The organism is Cupriavidus sp. HPC(L), from assembly GCF_000307735.3.
In the GTDB taxonomy this organism is placed as follows: domain Bacteria; phylum Pseudomonadota; class Gammaproteobacteria; order Burkholderiales; family Burkholderiaceae; genus Cupriavidus.
This window is the reverse complement of sequence record NZ_AMPR02000437.1, coordinates 1-19,505: the sequence shown is the minus strand read 5'-3', so window position 1 is coordinate 19,505 and position 19,505 is coordinate 1. Positions and strand designations below refer to the sequence as shown.

The following is a 19,505-nucleotide window of genomic DNA, read 5'->3' as shown; positions in this document are numbered from 1 at the left end:
TCTCGTCGTACTTCTTGGCGGCACCGCCGAACTTCGAAGCCAGCACCGTCGCAATCGCCGCCGTCAGCGTCGTCTTGCCGTGGTCAACGTGACCAATCGTACCAACGTTCACGTGCGGCTTAGTCCGCTCGAACTTTTCCTTTGCCATTTTTTTCAGCTCCTAATGGAATGCAGTCTTGTCGATTCATCACGCCGCCGCGCCCTCGCGGACGCGGCGGCATACAGCCTGTTTACTTGCCCTTGGCCGCCATCACTGCTTCGGCGATGTTCTTCGGTGCCTCGGCGTAGTGCTTGAATTCCATGGTGTAGGTGGCGCGGCCTTGCGTCGCCGAGCGCAGCGCGGTCGAATAACCGAACATTTCCGACAGCGGGACTTCGGCCTTGATGATCTTGCCGCCGCCCACCATGTCGTCCATGCCCTGCACGATGCCGCGGCGGGACGACAGGTCGCCCATCACGGTACCGGTGTAGTCTTCCGGCGTTTCCACTTCCACGGCCATCATCGGCTCGAGCAGAACCGGGCTGGCCTTGCGCATGGCTTCCTTGAACGCCATCGAACCGGCCATGCGGAACGCGTTTTCGTTCGAGTCCACGTCGTGGTACGAACCGAACGTCAGCGTGACCTTCACGTCCACCACCGGGAAGCCCGCCAGGATACCGGCCTGCAGCGTGTCGACGATGCCCTTCTCGACCGCCGGGATGTATTCGCGAGGAATCACACCGCCCTTGATGGCGTCGATGAACTCGAAGCCCTTGCCCGGCTCCTGCGGTTCCAGCGTGATCACGGCGTGGCCGTACTGGCCGCGGCCGCCCGATTGCTTGACGAACTTGCCTTCGACGTCCTCGGCCTTCTTGCGGATGGTTTCGCGGTAGGCCACCTGCGGCGCGCCGATATTGGCTTCCACGCCGAATTCGCGCTTCATGCGGTCGACCAGAATTTCGAGGTGCAGCTCACCCATGCCCGAAATGATGGTCTGGCCCGATTCTTCATCGGTACGCACGCGGAACGACGGATCTTCGGCGGCCAGGCGGTTCAGGGCGATGCCCATCTTTTCCTGGTCGGCCTTGGTCTTCGGCTCGACGGCCTGCGAGATCACCGGCTCCGGGAACACCATGCGCTCGAGCACGATCGGTGCCGACGGATCGCACAGCGTGTCGCCCGTGGTGGCATCCTTCAGGCCCACCGCGGCGGCGATGTCGCCGGCCAGCACTTCCTTGATTTCTTCGCGCTGGTTGGCGTGCATCTGCAGAATACGGCCCAGACGCTCCTTCTTCTGCTTCACCGGGTTGTACACGGTGTCGCCCGAATTGATCTTGCCCGAGTAGACGCGGAAGAAGATCAGCTGGCCGACGAACGGGTCGGTCATGATCTTGAACGCCAGCGCCGAGAACTTCTCGTTGTCGTCGGCCTTGCGCTCGAGCTTCTTCTCGTCGTCGCTTTCGTCCACCCCCTTGACCGGCGGAATATCGACCGGCGACGGCAGGAAGTCGATCACGGCGTCGAGCATGCGCTGCACGCCCTTGTTCTTGAACGCGGTGCCGCACAGCATCGGCTGGATTTCGCAGGCGATGGTACGGTCACGCAGCGCCTTGACGATCTCTTCGCGGGTCAGCTCTTCGCCGCCCAGGTACTTTTCCATCAGCTCTTCGCTGGCTTCGGCGGCGGACTCGACCATCTTCTCGCGCCATTCGTCAGCGGTCGCCTGCAGCTCGGCCGGGATGTCCTTGTATTCGAACTTCACGCCCTGGCTGGCTTCGTCCCAGATGATCGCCTTCATTTCCAGCAGGTCGATCACGCCCTGGAAGCCGTCTTCAGCGCCGATCGGCACCACCACGGGCACCGGGTTGGCCTTCAGGCGGGTCTTCAGCTGCTCGTAGACCTTGAAGAAGTTGGCGCCGGTACGGTCCATCTTGTTGACGAACGCCAGACGCGGCACGCCGTACTTGTTGGCCTGACGCCAGACGGTTTCGGACTGCGGCTGCACGCCGCCCACGGCGCAGTACACCATGCAGGCGCCGTCCAGCACGCGCATGGAACGCTCCACCTCGATGGTGAAGTCCACGTGGCCCGGGGTGTCGATGATGTTGAAGCGGTGCTCGGGATAGTTGCCGGCCATGCCCTTCCAGAAGGCGGTGGTCGCAGCCGAGGTGATCGTGATGCCACGCTCCTGTTCCTGCTCCATCCAGTCCATCGTGGCGGCGCCGTCGTGCACTTCACCGATCTTGTGGTTCACACCGGTGTAGAACAGGATGCGCTCGGTGGTGGTGGTTTTACCCGCGTCAATGTGAGCCGAGATACCGATGTTGCGGTAACGCTCGATGGGAGTCTTACGAGCCACTTTAATCCTCTAATTCGTCAGTGAGGCGCCGGCATCTCTTGGCCTACGCCCCTAACACAAACGGGCGAGATGTGTAAAAACACAGCCCGCCCGGCAACCAACTGCGAATCCCGCGCGCTTTAGAAGCGGAAGTGCGAGAACGCCTTGTTGGCTTCGGCCATGCGGTGCACTTCGTCGCGCTTCTTCATCGCGCCACCACGGCCTTCCGCGGCTTCGAGCAGCTCACCTGCCAGGCGCAGCGCCATCGACTTCTCGCTGCGTTTCTTCGCGGCCTCGCGCAGCCAACGCATCGCCAATGCCAAACGACGCGACGGACGGACTTCGACCGGAACCTGATAGTTGGCGCCACCGACGCGGCGGCTCTTCACTTCCACCACCGGCTTCACGTTGTTGATTGCAACGGAGAACACTTCGATGGGGGCCTTGCCTGCCTTCTTTTCGATCTGGTCGAACGCGCCATACACGATGCGCTCGGCAACCGACTTCTTGCCGTCCAGCATCAGCACGTTCATGAACTTGGCAACTTCGACGTTACCGAACTTCGGATCAGGCAGGATTTCCCGCTTGGGGACTTCACGACGACGTGGCATCTTCTTTCCTTTGGATTCAGTTGAGTGCGGGGTCTTCCGCGCTCCGGCCACCAACTAGCTTGCCTTCCGCTCTGGGCGCGGCAAATTCGCCGGGTGGACCACTTACTCGACGGCACGGCGCAGCAAATGGGCCGTTGTACCGCCGCTTGTTGACAGCAACATGACGCTGCGCGCCAGCCACCATCGCTTGTGTTGCAGGCTTAGGCAGCCTTCGGACGCTTCGCGCCGTACTTCGAACGCGCTTGCTTGCGGTCCTTGACGCCTTGCAGGTCGAGCGAACCGCGCACGATGTGGTAACGCACACCCGGCAAGTCCTTGACACGACCACCGCGGATCAGCACGACCGAGTGTTCCTGCAGGTTGTGGCCTTCACCGCCGATATACGAGATGACCTCGAAACCGTTGGTCAGACGCACCTTGGCGACCTTACGCAGTGCCGAGTTCGGCTTCTTCGGCGTGGTGGTGTACACACGGGTGCACACGCCACGGCGTTGGGGGCAGTTCTCAAGCGCCGGGCTCTTGCTCTTGATGACTTCAGAGACGCGCGGCTTGCGAACCAGTTGGTTGATAGTTGGCATTGTTCAATCCAGCTTGGTTTTACAAAAAAACACCGCTTCGGCGACGAACCGGCGGCACGCCCGCAAGCGCGACGACGATCGACGAAACGGTAGGACGGGTTTTGGGCGGGAGCAGATGAGCAGAACGCTCTGGGACGGGACTGTGTGAACAACCAGACTTGCCAAAGAGCGCGAGCTCGCCTGGGATCCCGCTGGGCCGGCCAGGCCAGGGATGACCTGTCTGCCGGGGCGATCGCCGGACACTGGGTGCCACCAAACGACGCGCGAGCGAAATCCGAAGCCAAAAACTCGAATCCGGCATGCTAGCAGCACACCGATCAACGGTCAAGCGGTTTACCTGGGGCAGATCGCTTGATGAGACGGCCGCGCCCGGCAGTTTCGTTCAGGCCCTCCGGGGGGCCGGCAACCTGCCTGCGGCGAGGTCGCAGCTCATGCTTTCTGCAGCACTTCCAGCAGCTCGTCGCCATAGCGCTCCAGCTTGGCCGCGCCGATGCCCGGCACCTCGGCCAGCTCGGCCATGCTGTCGGGCGCGCTGCGCGCCAGTTCGGCCAGCGTTGCGTCGTGGAAGATCACGTAGGCCGGCACGCCGTGCTCGCGCGCCGTCTCGGTGCGCCAGCGGCGCAGCGCCTCCCAGTTGGCCAGCTGCTGCTCGTCCATCTGGGCGGTATGGTCGACCCGGTTGCCACGCCCCGCCCCTCCCCTCTCGCCGCGTTCGCCGCGCGCCGGCTTGCTGACCTGGCGGCGCAGCGTGATGCTGGTCTCGCCCTTGAGCACCGCCCGCGCCGATTCGCCCAGCAGCAACGCGCCGTGGCCGCCATGGTCGATCACCAGCAGGCCGTGCGCAATCAGCTGCCGGAAGATCGCATGCCATTCGGACACCGACCGGTCGGCGCCGATGCCGAAGGTCGACACCTTGTCGTGGCCCCATTGCCGGATCTTCTCGGTCGCGTTGCCGCGCAGCACGTCGATCAAATGGGTAGCGCCGAAGTGCACGCGGCTCGCCTGCGCGGTGCGGTAGACGCAGGACAGCGCCATCTGCGCCTCGCGCGTGCCGTCCCAGGTCGCCGGCGGCTCCAGGCAGGTATCGCAGTTGCCGCAGGGCTCGCTGGTCTCGCCGAAATACGCGAGGATGCGCACGCGGCGGCAGCCGGCGGTCTCGCACAGGCCCAGCAGCGCATCGAGCTTGGCCGACGACACGCGCTTGTGCGTTTCGTCGGCCTCCGACTCGTCGATCATCCGCTTCTGCTGCACCACGTCGCCCAGGCCATAGGCCATCCAGGCGTTCGCCGGCAGGCCGTCGCGGCCGGCCCGGCCGGTCTCCTGGTAATAGCCTTCCATGCTCTTGGGCAGGTCGAGGTGGGCGACGAAGCGGACGTCCGGCTTGTCGATGCCCATGCCGAAGGCAATCGTCGCGACCATCACCAGCCCTTCCTCGTCGCGAAAGCGCGCCTGGTGCTGCTGCCGCACGGCGGCCTCCATGCCGGCGTGGTACGGCAGCGCGTTGATGCCGTGGCCGCGCAGCCAGTCGGCGGTCTCCTCGACCTTGCGGCGCGACAGGCAGTAGACGATGCCGCTGTCATGGGTGCCGTCCGCGGCCATGTGCTCGGCCTTGATGAAGGCCAGCAGCTGCTGGCGCGCGTTGTCCTTCTCGACGATGCGATAGCGGATATTGGGACGATCGAAGCTCGACAGGAAGACACGCGCGTCGTCCAGCGCCAGGCGCTCGACGATTTCCTGCCGCGTCACGTCGTCCGCGGTCGCGGTCAGCGCGATGCGCGGGACTTGCGGGAAGCGTTCGTGCAGCACCGACAGCTGGATGTATTCCGGCCGGAAGTCGTGGCCCCACTGCGAGACGCAGTGCGCCTCGTCGATCGCGAACAGGCCCACGCGCGTGCGGTCCAGCAGGTCCTGGAAGCGCGGCGTCATCAGCCGTTCCGGCGCGACGTACAGGATCTCGAGGCGGCCGGCCAGCAGGTCGCGCTCGACCGCCGACGCCTGCGCGCCGGTCAGCGTGGAGTTCAGCACCGCGGCGCGCACGCCGGCTTCGGTCAGCGCCGCGACCTGGTCCTGCATCAGCGCGATCAGCGGCGATACCACGATGCCGACGCCATGGCCGGCGCGTTGGCGCAGCAGCGCCGGAATCTGATAACACAGCGACTTGCCGCCGCCGGTTGGCATCAGCACCAGGCAGTCGCCGCCTTCGGCCACGTGCTCGATGATTTCCGCCTGGCGGCCACGGAAGGCGTGATAGCCGAAAACATCCTTCAGAATCGCCAGGGCAGCAGACATAGGAACAGCGGGGAACGGGCAACGTATCGGAAAGGCGTAACCATACCACCGCACTGGCTCCCGATCCCTTCGAATCGTGACGAAGCCCGCCATCGCGCCCATGGCATCACGGCCGGCGCGCGTGCAAGCCCGAACGCCGCTGCCATGTCGATGCGGCGAGTGGAATCAGTCCTGGCCGTATCACACGGGAAGGCCGTCGATTTGCGATTTTCGTCGAGTCCTTGTGTGTCGCACGACGACTGGTTCGAGAACCCCAAACCGGCTCCGGAAACCGCAAGACAACGCGCCGTTTCGGCAACGAAGATCTGCCTCGTCCCATCGCTGTGCACGCAACGAAGACGACGATCAGAACCATCGCAGTCTTTTGGAGTTTCCTGGAGCTTTACCATGCTTGTATCCCCCGTCTCCCATCCCCAACCCGCGGTCCAGCCGCTCGCTGCGCCGGCGCAGGCATCGGACGTCGTCGGCGCCGCCGAGGCCAAGTCGGTCAACGCCAGCGGCGACCTGGACCTGTTCGCCGCCGCGACGTTCTATCGCGAACAGGCCAATGAACTGGCCAGGCTGTCGCAGCAAAGCGGCAACTACGAAACCCTGACGCTCAGCGATTCGGAGATCAAGTCGCTGCGCAACGCCGGCGTCCCGATCGACGCGTTCCTGAAGCAATATGGCCAGAAGCTGGGCTCGCGCGAGTTCGGCATGCTGTCCGACCTGATCATGAAGACGCTGGAGAAGCCGGGCGGCTTCACCTCCAGCGACACCGTGTCGCCAACCGCGGCCACCGCCGCGATCACCGCCGCGGCCACCATCGCCGCGCGTGCCTACGTCTGAAGCGGCTCACGCCGTGTTGTGTACAGACTGTCGCCGGCTCTGACGATGGGCGAAAAAAAGCCCGGTGCGATTTCTCGCACCGGGCTTTTTCGCTACTGCGCTACAGCGGCGCTACAGCGGCGTTACAGCGTTACCGCATCGGCCTCAGACCGCCGGGTTGTCCCCGCCGTTCTCGGTGGTGGCATGCACCTCCGACGGCTCCATGAACAGCGACTGCTCTTCGTCGGAGATCGCCTGGGCGCGTTCGCGCTCGGCCGCCTCGCGCGCCTTGCGGGCGCGGTGGTAGGCCAGGCCCGTACCGGCCGGGATCAGGCGACCCACGATCACGTTTTCCTTCAGACCACGCAGGTCGTCGGTCTTGCCCATGATCGCGGCCTCGGTCAGCACGCGCGTCGTTTCCTGGAACGATGCCGCCGAGATGAAGCTGTCGGTCGACAGCGACGCCTTGGTGATACCGAGCAGTAGGTTCTCGTAGGTCGCCGGACGCTTGCCTTCCGCGATCACGCGGTCGTTTTCGTCCAGCAGCTCCGAGCGCTCCACCTGTTCACCCGGGATGAACTTGGTGTCGCCGACATCGACGATCTGCACGCGGCGCAGCATCTGACGCACGATCACTTCGATGTGCTTGTCGTTGATCTTCACGCCCTGCAGACGGTAGACGTCCTGCACTTCGTCCACGATGTAGTGCGCCAGCTCCTCGATGCCCTTCAGGCGCAGGATGTCGTGCGGATCCGCCGGACCCTCGACGATCATCTCGCCCTTGTTCACCACCTGGCCGTCGTGGACCAGCACCTGCTTTTCCTTGGCGATCAGGAACTCGTGCGCATTGCCGTCGAGGTCGGTGATGACCAGACGCTGCTTGCCCTTGGTGTCCTTGCCGAACGACACGGTACCGGTGACTTCCGCCAGCACGGCGGCGTCCTTCGGCGAACGCGCTTCGAACAGCTCGGCCACGCGCGGCAGACCACCGGTAATGTCGCGGGTCTTCTGCGACTCGGTCGGGATACGCGCCAGCACTTCACCGACGTGCACCTGCTGACCGTCCTTGACGGTGATCAGCGCGCCGACCTGGAAGCCGATGGTCACGGAGTGGTCCGTGCCCGGAATCTTGACTTCCTGGCCGTTGGCGTCGAGCAGCTTCACCTGCGGGCGCAGGCCCTTGGTGGCAGCCGTACGGCGCTTGGCGTCGATCACGACCAGCGTCGACAGACCGGTGACCTCGTCCATCTGCTTGGCGACGGTCACGCCTTCCTCGACGTTCTCGAACTTGATCGTGCCCGAGTACTCCGACACGATCGGGCGCGTCAGCGCGTCCCAGGTCGCCAGTTGCGTGCCCGCCTTGATCGCCTGACCGTCCTGCACCAGCAGCGTGGCGCCGTACGGGATCTTGTGGCGCTCGCGCTCGCGGCCGTGGTCGTCGGTGATCAGCGCCTCGCCCGAACGCGAGATCACGATCAGTTCGCCCTTGGCGTTGGTCACATAGCGCATCGTCGCGGTGAAGCGCACCGTACCGGTGGCCTTCGCTTCGACGCTCGAGGCGACCGCCGCGCGCGATGCCGCACCACCGATGTGGAACGTCCGCATCGTCAGCTGCGTACCCGGCTCGCCGATCGACTGCGCGGCGATCACGCCGACCGCCTCGCCGGTGTTGACCAGCGTGCCGCGGCCCAGATCGCGGCCATAGCACTTGGCGCACAGGCCGTAGCGCGTGTCGCACGACAGCGGGGTACGGACCTTGACCTCGTCGACGCCGATCTGGTCGATCAGGTCGACCAGGTCTTCGTCGAGCAGCGTGCCAGCCTCGATCGCGGTTTCCTGCGTCTCGGGGTTGACGACGTCCGACACCGTCACGCGGCCCAGGATACGGTCGCGCAGCGCTTCGATGACTTCACCGCCCTCGACCAGCGCCTTCATCGCGACGCCGTTGGTGGTGCCGCAATCCTCCTCGACCACCACCAGGTCCTGCGTCACGTCGACCAGACGACGGGTCAGGTAACCCGAGTTCGCGGTCTTCAGCGCGGTATCGGCCAGGCCCTTACGCGCACCGTGGGTCGAGATGAAGTACTGCAGAACATTCAGGCCTTCGCGGAAGTTCGCGGTAATCGGCGTCTCGATGATCGAGCCATCCGGCTTGGCCATCAGGCCACGCATACCGGCCAGCTGACGGATCTGCGCCGCGGAACCCCGTGCGCCCGAGTCGGCCATCATGTAGATGGAGTTGAACGACTCCTGCTTGACGGTGTTGCCGTTGCGGTCGACCACGTCCTCGTGCTGCAGCTGCTCCATCATCGCCTTGCCGACCTGGTCGCCGGCGGCGCCCCAGATGTCCACGACGTTGTTGTAGCGCTCCTGGTCCGTCACCAGACCCGACATGTACTGCTTGTCGTATTCCTTCACCTTGGCCGCGGCGTCGGCGATGATCCTTTCCTTCTGCGGCGGCACCAGCATGTCGTCGATCGCGATCGAGATACCGGCGCGCGTGGCCAGGCGGAAGCCCGACTGCAGCAGCTTGTCGGCGAAGATCACCGTCTCGCGCAGGCCGCACTTGCGGAATGCGGTGTTGATCAGGCGCGAGATTTCCTTCTTCTTCAGCGGCTTGTTCAGGACCGAGAACGGCAGGCCCTTCGGCAGGATCTCGGACAGGATCGCGCGGCCGACCGTGGTGGCCTGCAGCGTGATCTTCGGCGCGAAGCGCGCGTCGCCCTCGGCGTCCTTGTCGACCAGCTCATACTCGGTGATGCGCACGTTCACGCGCGAAGCCAGTTCGACTTCCTTGTTCTCGTAGGCGCGGATCACCTCGCTGACGTCGGCGAAGGTCATGCCCTCGCCCTTGCCGTTGATCTTGTCGCGGGTGGTGTAGTACAGGCCCAGCACCACGTCCTGCGACGGCACGATCGACGGGTCGCCGTTGGCCGGGAACAGCACGTTGTTCGACGCCAGCATCAGCGTGCGGGCTTCCATCTGCGCTTCCAGCGACAACGGCACGTGGACGGCCATCTGGTCGCCGTCGAAGTCGGCGTTGAACGCCGCGCAGACGAGCGGATGCAGCTGGATCGCCTTGCCTTCGATCAGCACCGGTTCGAAGGCCTGGATGCCCAGGCGGTGCAGCGTCGGCGCGCGGTTCAGCATCACCGGGTGCTCGCGGATGACCTCTTCGAGGATGTCCCACACGACCGGCGTCTGGCTTTCGACTTCCTTCTTGGCCGCCTTGATGGTGGTGGCGATGCCCATCGTTTCCAGCTTGTGGAAGATGAAGGGCTTGAACAGCTCCAGCGCCATCAGCTTGGGCAGGCCGCACTGGTGCAGCTTCAGCGTCGGGCCGACCACGATGACCGAACGGCCCGAGTAGTCGACGCGCTTGCCCAGCAGGTTCTGACGGAAACGACCGCCCTTGCCCTTGATCATCTCGGCCAGCGACTTCAGCGGACGCTTGTTGGCGCCGGTCATCGCCTTGCCGCGACGGCCGTTGTCCAGCAGCGAGTCGACCGCTTCCTGCAGCATGCGCTTTTCGTTGCGCACGATGATTTCAGGGGCCTTCAGCTCGAGCAGGCGCTTCAACCGGTTGTTGCGGTTGATCACGCGGCGATACAGGTCGTTCAGGTCCGAGGTCGCGAAGCGGCCGCCGTCCAGCGGCACCAGCGGACGCAGTTCGGGCGGCAGCACCGGCAGCACTTCGAGGATCATCCACTCGGGCTTGATGCCCGAACGCTGGAAGGCCTCGAGCACCTTCAGGCGCTTGGCGTACTTCTTGATCTTGGCTTCGGAACCGGTGGCCTGCAGCTCGGCGCGGATCTGTTCGATCTGCTTCTCGATGTCGATGCCGCGCAGCAGTTCACGGATGCCCTCGGCACCCATCATCGCGACGAACTCGCCCTCGCCGTACTCCTCGCACTTCGCGATGTAGTCGTCCTCGGACATGATCTGGCTCTTCTTGAGCGGGGTCATGCCGGGCTCGAGCACCACGAACGCTTCGAAATACAGCACGCGCTCGATGTCGCGCAGCGTCATGTCGAGCACCATGCCCAGACGCGACGGCAGCGACTTCAGGAACCAGATGTGCGCGGTCGGCGCGGCCAGTTCGATATGGCCCATGCGCTCGCGGCGCACCTTCGCCAGTGTCACTTCGACGCCGCACTTCTCGCAGATCACGCCGCGGTGCTTCAGGCGCTTGTACTTGCCGCACAGGCACTCGTAGTCCTTGATCGGACCGAAGATCTTGGCGCAGAACAGACCGTCGCGCTCGGGCTTGAACGTGCGGTAGTTGATGGTTTCCGGCTTCTTGACTTCGCCGTACGACCACGAGCGGATCTTCTCGGGCGAGGCCAGACCGATCTTGATCGCGTCGAACTGCTCTTCCTGCTGAACCTGCTTAAAGAGATCGAGCAATGCTTTCATTGCAACTCCTTGTTTCGCCGCCGGCCCGAGGTAACGGGCCGCCGGCATTCATCCTGTGGGAAATCCGCCGGAGACGGCTTCACTGCCGTCTCCGTTTCGATCTGTCGATCAATAGCGATCCAGATCGATATCGATACCCAGCGAGCGGATTTCCTTCACCAGCACGTTGAACGACTCCGGCATGCCGGCATCGATCGAGTGCTCGCCCTTGACGATGTTTTCGTACACCTTGGTACGGCCGTTCACGTCGTCGGACTTGACCGTCAGCATTTCCTGCAGCACGTAGGAGGCGCCATACGCTTCCAGCGCCCACACTTCCATCTCGCCGAAACGCTGGCCGCCGAACTGCGCCTTGCCGCCCAGCGGCTGCTGGGTGACCAGCGAGTACGGGCCGGTCGAGCGGGCGTGCATCTTGTCGTCGACCAGGTGGTGCAGCTTCAGCATGTGCATCACACCCAGCGTGACCGGACGCTCGAACGCTTCGCCGGTGCGGCCGTCGTACAGCGTGACCTGCTGCTTGGACGCCGTCAGGCCCTTCTCCTTGGCCACCTCGTCCGGATACGCCAGATCCAGCATGCGGCGGATTTCGGCTTCATGCGCGCCGTCGAACACCGGGGTCGCGAAGGGCACGCCCTTCTTCAGGTTGTTCGCCAGCTCCAGCACTTCGGCATCCGACAGGCTGTCGAGGTCTTCGGCCTTGCCGCTCTCGTTGTAGATCTGAGCGAGCAGGGCGCGCAGTTCCTGCGCCTTGGCCTGTGCCTTGAGCATGTCGCCGATGCGCTGGCCCAGACCGCGCGCGGCCCAGCCCAGGTGGGTCTCGAGAATCTGACCCACGTTCATCCGCGACGGCACGCCGAGCGGGTTCAGCACGATGTCGGCAGGCGTGCCGTCGGCCATGTAGGGCATGTCTTCGATCGGCACGATCTTCGACACCACGCCCTTGTTGCCGTGACGGCCGGCCATCTTGTCGCCAGGCTGCAGGCGGCGCTTGACGGCCAGGTACACCTTGACCATCTTGATCACGCCCGGGGGCAGCTCGTCGCCCTGGGTCAGCTTCTTGCGCTTTTCCTCGAAGGCCAGGTCGAACTCGTGGCGCTTCTGCTCGATCGCTTCCTTGACCGCCTCGAGCTGGGCCGCGACTTCCTCGTCGGCCGGACGGATGTCGAACCAGTGGTACTTGTCCAGATCGTCCAGGTACTCCTTGGTCAGCTTCGCGCCCTTGGCCAGCTTCTTCGGACCGCCGTTGACGGTCTTGTCGATCAGCAGACGTTCCAGACGCTGGAAGGCGTCGCCCTCGACGATACGCAGCTGGTCGTTCAGGTCCAGGCGATAGCGCTTCAGTTCGTCGTCGATGATCGACTGCGCGCGCTTGTCGCGGGTCACGCCCTCACGGGTGAAGACCTGCACGTCGATCACGATGCCGCTCATGCCCGAGGGCACGCGCAGCGAGGTGTCCTTCACGTCGGACGCCTTCTCGCCGAAGATCGCGCGCAGCAGCTTCTCTTCCGGCGTCAGCTGGGTCTCGCCCTTGGGCGTGACCTTGCCGACCAGCACGTCGCCGGCTTCGACCTCGGCACCGATGTAGGTGATGCCGGACTCGTCCAGACGGGCCAGTTGCGCTTCGGCCAGGTTCGAGATGTCGCGCGTGATTTCCTCGGGTCCGAGCTTGGTGTCGCGGGCGACGACCGACAGCTCCTCGATGTGGATCGAGGTGTAGCGGTCTTCGGCAACGACGCGTTCCGAGATCAGGATCGAGTCTTCGAAGTTGTAGCCGTTCCAGGGCATGAACGCGACCAGCATGTTCTGGCCGAGCGCGAGCTCGCCCAGGTCGGTCGAGGCGCCATCGGCAATCACGTCGCCGCGGGCCACGTGGTCGCCCACCTTGACCATCGGACGCTGGTTGATGTTCGTGTTCTGGTTCGAACGCGTGTACTTGATCAGGTTGTAGATGTCCACGCCGACTTCGCCGGCCACGGCTTCATCGTCGTTGACGCGGATCACGATACGGTTCGCGTCGACATAGTCGACCACGCCGCCACGGGTCGCCTGCACGGCGGTGCCCGAGTCGACCGCGACGGTGCGCTCGATGCCGGTGCCGACCAGCGGCTTGTCCGGACGCAGGCAGGGCACGGCCTGACGCTGCATGTTCGCGCCCATCAGTGCACGGTTCGCGTCATCGTGCTCGAGGAACGGCACCAGCGAGGCTGCCGCCGACACGATCTGCGACGGCGCGACGTCGATGTACTGCACGCGGTCCGGCGTGACCATGCGGGTCTCGCGCTCGCTGCCTTCACGGGCCGACACCAGTTCGTCGATCAGGTTGCCGTCGGCATCGACCGTCGCGTTGGCCTGCGCCACCACGTACTTGCCTTCCTCGATCGCCGACAGGTAGTCGACCTGGTCGGTCAGCTTGCCGTTCTCGACCTTGCGGTACGGCGTTTCGAGGAAGCCGTACTCGTTCAGGCGGGCGTACAGCGCCAGCGAGTTGATCAGACCGATGTTCGGACCTTCCGGCGTTTCGATCGGGCACACGCGGCCATAGTGGGTCGGGTGCACGTCGCGGACTTCGAAGCCCGCGCGTTCGCGCGTCAGACCGCCCGGGCCCAGCGCGGACACGCGGCGCTTGTGCGTGATCTCGGACAGCGGGTTGGTCTGGTCCATGAACTGCGACAGCTGCGACGAACCGAAGAACTCGCGGATCGCCGACGAGATCGGCTTCGAGTTGATCAGGTCGTGCGGCATCAGGTTCTCGGTCTCGGCCTGGCCCAGACGTTCCTTGACGGCGCGCTCCACGCGCGACAGGCCGGCGCGGAACTGGTTCTCGGCCAGTTCGCCGACGCAACGCACGCGGCGGTTGCCCAGGTGGTCGATGTCGTCGACTTCACCCTTGCCGTTGCGCAGGTTGACCAGGATCTTGATGGTCTCGAGGATGTCCTCGTCCTGCAGCACCATGCTGCCCTCGCCGCTCGGGCGGCCCAGGCGGCTGTTGACCTTCATGCGCCCGACGCGCGACAGATCGTACGACTCTTCGCTGTAGAACAGGCGCTGGAACAGCGCTTCGACGGCGTCCTCGGTGGGCGGCTCGCCCGGGCGCATCATCCGGTAGATCGCGATACGGGCCGCGGTCTGGTCGGCGGTGTCGTCGGTGCGCAGGGTCTGCGAGATGTACGGACCCTGATCCAGATCGTTGGTGTACAGCGTCTGGATCTGCTTGACGCCGGCTTCGCGCAGCGACTCGAGCAGCGTTTCGGTCAGCTCGTCGTTGGCGTTGGCGATCACCTCGCCGGTATCCGGGTCGATGATGTTCTTGGCCAGCACGCGGCCCAGCAGATAGTCTTCCGGCACGCTGATCAGCTTGGTGCCGGCGGACTCCAGGTCACGGATGTGCTTGGCGTTGATCCGCTTGTCCTTCTCGACCACGACACGGCCGTTCTTGTCGGCAATGTCGAAGCGCGCGACTTCGCCGCGCAGGCGCTCGGGCACGAACTCGAGCTGCGCGCCTTCGGCCTGCAGCGTGAAGTTGTCGAACACGAAGAAGTGCGCGAGGATCTGTTCCGGCGTCAGGCCGATCGACTTGAGCAGGATCGTCACCGGCATCTTGCGGCGGCGGTCGACGCGGAAGTACAGGATGTCCTTCGGGTCGAACTCGAAGTCCAGCCACGAGCCGCGGTACGGAATGATCCGTGCCGAGAACAGCAGCTTGCCCGAGCTGTGCGTCTTGCCCTTGTCGTGCTCGAAGAACACGCCCGGCGAACGGTGCAGCTGCGAAACGATCACGCGCTCGGTGCCGTTGATCACGAACGAGCCGGTCGAGGTCATGAGCGGAATCTCGCCCATGTAGACTTCCTGCTCCTTGACCTCCTTGACCTTGCCCGGATTCTCGCGATCGTTGATGATCAGGCGAACCTTGGCGCGCAGGGCCGAGTGGAAGGTCAGGCCACGCTGCTGACATTCCTTGACATCGAACGGCGGGTTGGACAGGTGGTACGAAACGAACTCCATACGGGCGAGCCCGTTATGGGAGACGATGGGGAAAATTGCGTTGAAGGCCGCTTGCAGGCCTTCGCTCTTGCGACGCGCGGGTGGCGTATCCGCTTGCAAGAACTGGGTGTACGATTCGATCTGGGTGGCTAGCAGGAATGGAACCTGGTGAACCGTCGCGCGCTTCGCAAAGCTTTTGCGAATGCGCTTCTTTTCGGTGAAGCTGTACGCCATGGGATCTCCGAATCATCGCAGGGCTGGCTGGACCTGACCGGCGCCTGAGGTGTTCAGCGACTGGGAGGGGATTTGGCGGTTGGCCGCTACCAACCTCTGGCTGACGGTGTCCGCACGCTGCGAACCGGCGCCATCATCCACACGCGCCGGTCCGGGGAACACCCGACCAAACTTGTCTTCTGCAGTCGGTTCAGAAGACAAACATCAGCAGCAACCGCTTAGTGTGCCACTGATGTTTGGCCTCTGCTGCGGCCCCGAGGTTCACCCCGACGCCGAGTAGGCACTACATCACTTTACGCTCGGATGGGTGGCCAATAAAACACACATCACAGAAGCGCAAAAAGGCTGGCGCCGGGATTTCCCCTTTGCCAGCCCCATTCGCGTGCCGGAGGGCACGCGAGTACCACTTACTTGACTTCGACCTTCGCGCCGGCTTCTTCCAGCTTCTTCTTGGCTTCGTCGGCGGTAGCCTTGTCCACGCCTTCCTTGACGGGCTTCGGTGCGCCATCGACCAGGTCCTTGGCTTCCTTCAGGCCCAGGCCGGTGATTTCGCGAACTGCCTTGATGACGCCGACCTTGTTCGCGCCGACTTCGGCCAGCACGACGTTGAATTCGGTCTTCTCTTCAGCAGCAGCGCCAGCGCCACCAGCGCCCGGAGCGGCGGCCACGGCCATCGCTGCGGCGGACACGCCAAACTTCTCTTCGAACGCCTTGACCAGGTCGTTCAGTTCCATCACGGACATCGCGCCAACGGCTTCGAGGATGTCGTCTTTGGTGATTGCCATTTGGAAATACTCCTAGATTTGATTCGGTATCGGTATTGCGATCGGGACGAGCCTGGCCTTAGGCCGCAGCGCCTTCCTCGGCGGGGGCACCTTCGCTCTTCTTCTCGGCCAGCGCGGCCAGCAGGCGGGCAAAGCCCGACACCGGCGCTTGCATGACGCCAAGCAGCTGAGCAATCAGTTGGTCGCGGCTCGGGATCGAAGCCAGCGCCTTGACGGCGTTGACATCGAGCACCTTGCCGTCGAACGAACCGGCGCGCAGGACCAGCTTGTCGTTGGTCTTGGCGAAGTCGTTCAGAACCTTGGCCGAGGCCACTGCATCTTCGGAAATCCCGTAGATCAGCGGACCGGTCAGTTGCTCCGCGAGCGCGGCAAACGGCGTACCTTCCACGGCGCGGCGAGCCAGCGTGTTCTTCAGAACGCGCAGGTAGACGCCTTGCTCGCGGGCGGTGGCACGCAGCTTGGTCAGATCGCCAACCGTGATGCCGCGATATTCGGCCACGACGATGGTCTGGGCTTTGGCGACTTGCGCCGACACCTCAGCAACGACGGCCTTCTTATCTTCAATATTGAGTGGCACGGTTAAGCTCCAAAACGATGCGCGGCACTCCGGCGACGGAGCACGTTGCATCAGTCCAAACGAACGGCGTCCGATTGGCCCGAATCACCCGGGGATCTCGCCCCGGACCATTCCAACCTTCGGGTTCGCCATCTACGCTGGCGGGCAGGCTGCCGTCACCTTGCTGCCGTGTACGGTCCCACCGATTAAGGCCATGCGCAGCTTGCGCGCGAACATGACCGCCAGCGGTCTTTGATAACCAGCGGGACCGGCGGCTGGCGCCGGCACCACTGCCCAAAGCCTTTCTGTGGCCCGCCGTGGCGGGCCGGTCCCGGCGCGGGGCCGGAACCTCGAATGCCTGGCCGACCGGTGTTATCGGGTCCGGTCGGCAGACTGGCCAGCATGTGGCCAGCGTATTTCCAATCGCTTAGGCGGCCAGCGAAGTCTGGTCGACGCGAACGCCCACGCCCATGGTCGACGAGACCGCGATCTTGCGCAGGTAGACGCCCTTGCTGGTGGCCGGCTTGGCCTTGACCAGCGCGTCGATCAGCGCGGACAGGTTGCTCTTGAGCGCGGCGTCCTCGAACGAACGGCGGCCGATGGTCGCGTGGATGATACCGGCCTTGTCGACACGGAACTGGACCTGACCGGCCTTGGCGTTCTTGACGGCCTGGGCCACGTCGGGGGTCACGGTACCGACCTTCGGGTTCGGCATCAGGCCGCGCGGACCGAGGATCTGGCCCAGCGTACCGACGATGCGCATCGTGTCCGGCGAAGCGATCACGACGTCGAAGTTCAGGTTGCCCGCCTTGACTTGCTCGGCCAGGTCTTCCATGCCAACCACGTCGGCGCCGGCGGCCTTGGCCGCTTCAGCCTTGTCGCCCTGGGCGAACACCGCCACGCGAACCGACTTGCCGGTACCGGCGGGCAGCACCACCGAGCCACGAACCACCTGGTCGGACTTCTTGGCGTCGATGCCCAGTTGCACGGCGACGTCGATCGACTCGTCGAACTTGGCCGACGCGCATTCCTTGACCAGGCCCAGCGCCTCGTCGATCGGGTAGAACTTGGTGCGCTCGATCTTGGCCTTGTTGGCCGCTACGCGCTTCGAAACCTTAGCCATTTACAGACCCTCCACGGTGATACCCATCGAGCGGGCCGAGCCGGCGATGGTGCGCACTGCCGCGTCCAGATCGGCGGCCGTCAGGTCGGCGTTCTTGGCCTTGGCGATGTCTTCAGCCTGGGCGCGGGTGATCTTGCCAACCTTGTCGGTGTGCGGCTTGGCCGAACCCTTGGTGATGCCGGCAGCCTTCTTGATCAGCACGGTGGCCGGCGGCGACTTCATCACGAAGGTGAAGCTCTTGTCGGCGAAGGCGGTGATCACCACCGGCACCGGCAGGCCGGGTTCCATACCCTGGGTCTGCGCGTTGAACGCCTTGCAGAACTCCATGATGTTCAGGCCGCGCTGACCCAGTGCCGGGCCCACGGGCGGGGAGGGGTTCGCTTTACCAGCCGGGATCTGCAGCTTGATAAAGCCAATAATCTTCTTGGCCATCTTTACTCCAATCCGGACCGCTGTACGTTGGGCAGTCGGTCCTGTTGAGTCGTAACGCGCTGTCGCCGTCCGCCTGTGGCGGGATCGGCCTCACGCTCCTCTTGTGCCCCTTGCGGAGCGTCGCCGGTCGCACTGCCGAAGGCGGCGCGGCCCTGCGAATCCTGTAGCGAGCAGATCGATCAGACCTTCTCGACCTGGCCGAACTCGAGCTCGACCGGGGTCGCGCGGCCGAAGATGGTCACCGAGACGCGCAGGCGCGACTTCTCGTAATTGACCTCTTCCACGTTGCCGTTGAAGTCGGTGAACGGGCCGTCCTTGACGCGCACCATTTCGCCCACCTCGAACAGCGTCTTGGGCCGCGGCTTCTCGACGCCTTCCTGCATCTGCGTCATGATCTTGTCGACTTCCTTCTGGGAAATCGGACTCGGACGGTTGCGCGCGCCGCCGACGAAGCCGGTGACCTTGCTGGTGTTCTTGACCAGGTGCCACGTCTCGTCGGTCATCTCCATTTCCACGAGCACGTAGCCCGGGAAGAAGCGCCGCTCGGTCACCGAACGCTGACCGCCCTTCATTTCGATCACTTCTTCGGACGGCACCAGAATGCGTCCGAACTTGTCCTGCATCTCCGCGCGCTCGATGCGTTCCTGCAGTGCGCGCTGCACGCTCTTCTCCATGCCGGAGTAAGCGTGGACCACGTACCAGCGCTTCTTCGAAGGCGGCTGCGTAGGAGTGGATTCCTGCTTTGCGTCGTCCGTCATGTCCTTTCCCTTATTTCCAGCCCAGCACGAGGGAGAAGATCACCCACTCGATCAGTTTGTCGGCCGACCACAAGAACAGCGCCATCACGACCACGAAGACGAACACCAGGCCCGTCATCTGTCCGGCTTCCTTGCGGGTCGGCCACACCACCTTGCGGACTTCCCGGTACGATTCCCTGGCGAATCCCACGAATTCCTTGCCCGGCGCGGACACCAGCGCGACGATCACGCCGAGCGCGATGCCGGCGAACAGCGCGGCGCCGCGCACGTAGCCAGGCTGCTGCGCCAGCGCGTAGAAACCGATCACGCCGGCCACCACGAGCAGCACGGCCACGCCCAGCAGCCACTTGCCACTGGAGGTGTTGACGGTTTCGACGTTGGGATTGGCCATGTTTCGCAAACGAGACTAAGCCGCGTCACGATGGATCCTTCGTGGATCCGCCCGACGCGGCTGATTGAATTGGCAGGGGCAGAGGGAATCGAACCCCCAACCTTCGGTTTTGGAGACCGACGCTCTGCCAGTTGAGCTATACCCCTAAAACAACTTTGGGGTCGGCTGGAGCCAACCCCACTGGCGGCAAACGCGGCCGGTTGGTGCCGCGCTTGCTGTCGTGACT

General features: G+C 64.2%; 14 protein-coding genes and 1 tRNA gene. 1 reads left to right on the top strand and 14 read right to left on the bottom strand.

All coding sequences use genetic code 11. The features are described from left to right. The 5 genes from B551_RS21170 to recQ form a co-directional block, all read right to left on the bottom strand. Positions 1–148, bottom strand: a 148-nt coding sequence (locus B551_RS21170; protein WP_023264958.1) for a GTP-binding protein, incomplete at its 3' end; no start/stop codon positions are given. Between the two features lie 82 nt (positions 149–230). Next, the gene (gene fusA / locus B551_RS21165) at positions 231–2,339 is read right to left on the bottom strand and encodes an elongation factor G (protein WP_006576503.1); all 2,109 of its coding nucleotides are present in this window, start codon (positions 2,337–2,339) and stop codon (positions 231–233) included. 119 nt (positions 2,340–2,458) lie between these two features. Then, entirely contained in the window at positions 2,459–2,929 is a 471-nt protein-coding gene (rpsG, locus tag B551_RS21160) for a 30S ribosomal protein S7 (RefSeq protein ID WP_006576502.1), read from the bottom strand. A 200-nt stretch (positions 2,930–3,129) separates the two neighbouring features. Beyond that, entirely contained in the window at positions 3,130–3,507 is a 378-nt protein-coding gene (gene rpsL / locus B551_RS21155; protein ID WP_006576501.1) for a 30S ribosomal protein S12, read from the bottom strand. Between the two features lie 429 nt (positions 3,508–3,936). Continuing rightward, a complete protein-coding gene (gene recQ / locus B551_RS21150) occupies positions 3,937–5,796 on the bottom strand; it encodes a DNA helicase RecQ (RefSeq protein ID WP_006576500.1) in 1,860 nt (619 codons plus the stop codon). A gap of 387 nt (positions 5,797–6,183) precedes the next feature. On the opposite strand from recQ, the gene B551_RS21145 reads away from it, so the two are divergent. Further along, positions 6,184–6,624, top strand: a complete 441-nt coding sequence (locus B551_RS21145) for a hypothetical protein (protein ID WP_006576499.1) — start codon at positions 6,184–6,186, stop codon at positions 6,622–6,624. A 144-nt stretch (positions 6,625–6,768) separates the two neighbouring features. On the opposite strand, the gene rpoC is transcribed toward B551_RS21145, so the two are convergent. The 9 genes from rpoC to B551_RS21100 all read right to left on the bottom strand — a co-directional run bounded on the left by rpoC (position 6,769) and on the right by B551_RS21100 (position 19,425). Continuing rightward, on the bottom strand, positions 6,769–11,019 hold the full coding sequence (gene rpoC, locus B551_RS21140) for a DNA-directed RNA polymerase subunit beta' (RefSeq protein WP_006576498.1): 4,251 nt from the start codon (positions 11,017–11,019) through the stop codon (positions 6,769–6,771). A gap of 108 nt (positions 11,020–11,127) precedes the next feature. After that, positions 11,128–15,234, bottom strand: a complete 4,107-nt coding sequence (gene rpoB, locus B551_RS21135) for a DNA-directed RNA polymerase subunit beta (protein ID WP_023264957.1) — start codon at positions 15,232–15,234, stop codon at positions 11,128–11,130. 407 nt (positions 15,235–15,641) lie between these two features. Then, a complete protein-coding gene (rplL, locus tag B551_RS21130; protein ID WP_006576497.1) occupies positions 15,642–16,019 on the bottom strand; it encodes a 50S ribosomal protein L7/L12 in 378 nt (125 codons plus the stop codon). 58 nt (positions 16,020–16,077) lie between these two features. Further along, positions 16,078–16,596, bottom strand: coding sequence for a 50S ribosomal protein L10 (gene rplJ / locus B551_RS21125; protein WP_023264956.1), 519 nt, complete (start codon positions 16,594–16,596; stop codon positions 16,078–16,080). Between the two features lie 406 nt (positions 16,597–17,002). Then, complete coding sequence (gene rplA, locus B551_RS21120; RefSeq protein WP_023264955.1) at positions 17,003–17,698, bottom strand: 50S ribosomal protein L1; 696 nt, start codon at positions 17,696–17,698, stop codon at positions 17,003–17,005. Beyond that, complete coding sequence (rplK, locus tag B551_RS21115; protein WP_006576495.1) at positions 17,699–18,130, bottom strand: 50S ribosomal protein L11; 432 nt, start codon at positions 18,128–18,130, stop codon at positions 17,699–17,701. A 179-nt stretch (positions 18,131–18,309) separates the two neighbouring features. Next, on the bottom strand, positions 18,310–18,888 hold the full coding sequence (gene nusG / locus B551_RS21110) for a transcription termination/antitermination protein NusG (RefSeq protein WP_006576494.1): 579 nt from the start codon (positions 18,886–18,888) through the stop codon (positions 18,310–18,312). 10 nt (positions 18,889–18,898) lie between these two features. Then, entirely contained in the window at positions 18,899–19,279 is a 381-nt protein-coding gene (gene secE / locus B551_RS21105) for a preprotein translocase subunit SecE (RefSeq protein ID WP_006576493.1), read from the bottom strand. Between the two features lie 70 nt (positions 19,280–19,349). Continuing rightward, positions 19,350–19,425, bottom strand: a tRNA-Trp gene (locus tag B551_RS21100). Between the last annotated feature and the right edge of the window lie 80 nt (positions 19,426–19,505).

What these genes read in the sequence shown, in the direction of transcription:
- rpsG (WP_006576502.1), bottom strand. Translation starts at nt 2,929, where the DNA reads ATGCCACGTCGTCGTGAAGTCCCCAAGCGGGAAATCCTGCCTGATCCG.
- rpsL (WP_006576501.1), bottom strand. Translation starts at nt 3,507, where the DNA reads ATGCCAACTATCAACCAACTGGTTCGCAAGCCGCGCGTCTCTGAAGTC.
- recQ (WP_006576500.1), bottom strand. Translation starts at nt 5,796, where the DNA reads ATGTCTGCTGCCCTGGCGATTCTGAAGGATGTTTTCGGCTATCACGCC.
- B551_RS21145 (WP_006576499.1), top strand. Translation starts at nt 6,184, where the DNA reads ATGCTTGTATCCCCCGTCTCCCATCCCCAACCCGCGGTCCAGCCGCTC.
- rpoC (WP_006576498.1), bottom strand. Translation starts at nt 11,019, where the DNA reads ATGAAAGCATTGCTCGATCTCTTTAAGCAGGTTCAGCAGGAAGAGCAG.
- rpoB (WP_023264957.1), bottom strand. Translation starts at nt 15,234, where the DNA reads ATGGCGTACAGCTTCACCGAAAAGAAGCGCATTCGCAAAAGCTTTGCG.
- rplL (WP_006576497.1), bottom strand. Translation starts at nt 16,019, where the DNA reads ATGGCAATCACCAAAGACGACATCCTCGAAGCCGTTGGCGCGATGTCC.
- rplA (WP_023264955.1), bottom strand. Translation starts at nt 17,698, where the DNA reads ATGGCTAAGGTTTCGAAGCGCGTAGCGGCCAACAAGGCCAAGATCGAG.
- rplK (WP_006576495.1), bottom strand. Translation starts at nt 18,130, where the DNA reads ATGGCCAAGAAGATTATTGGCTTTATCAAGCTGCAGATCCCGGCTGGT.
- nusG (WP_006576494.1), bottom strand. Translation starts at nt 18,888, where the DNA reads ATGACGGACGACGCAAAGCAGGAATCCACTCCTACGCAGCCGCCTTCG.
- secE (WP_006576493.1), bottom strand. Translation starts at nt 19,279, where the DNA reads ATGGCCAATCCCAACGTCGAAACCGTCAACACCTCCAGTGGCAAGTGG.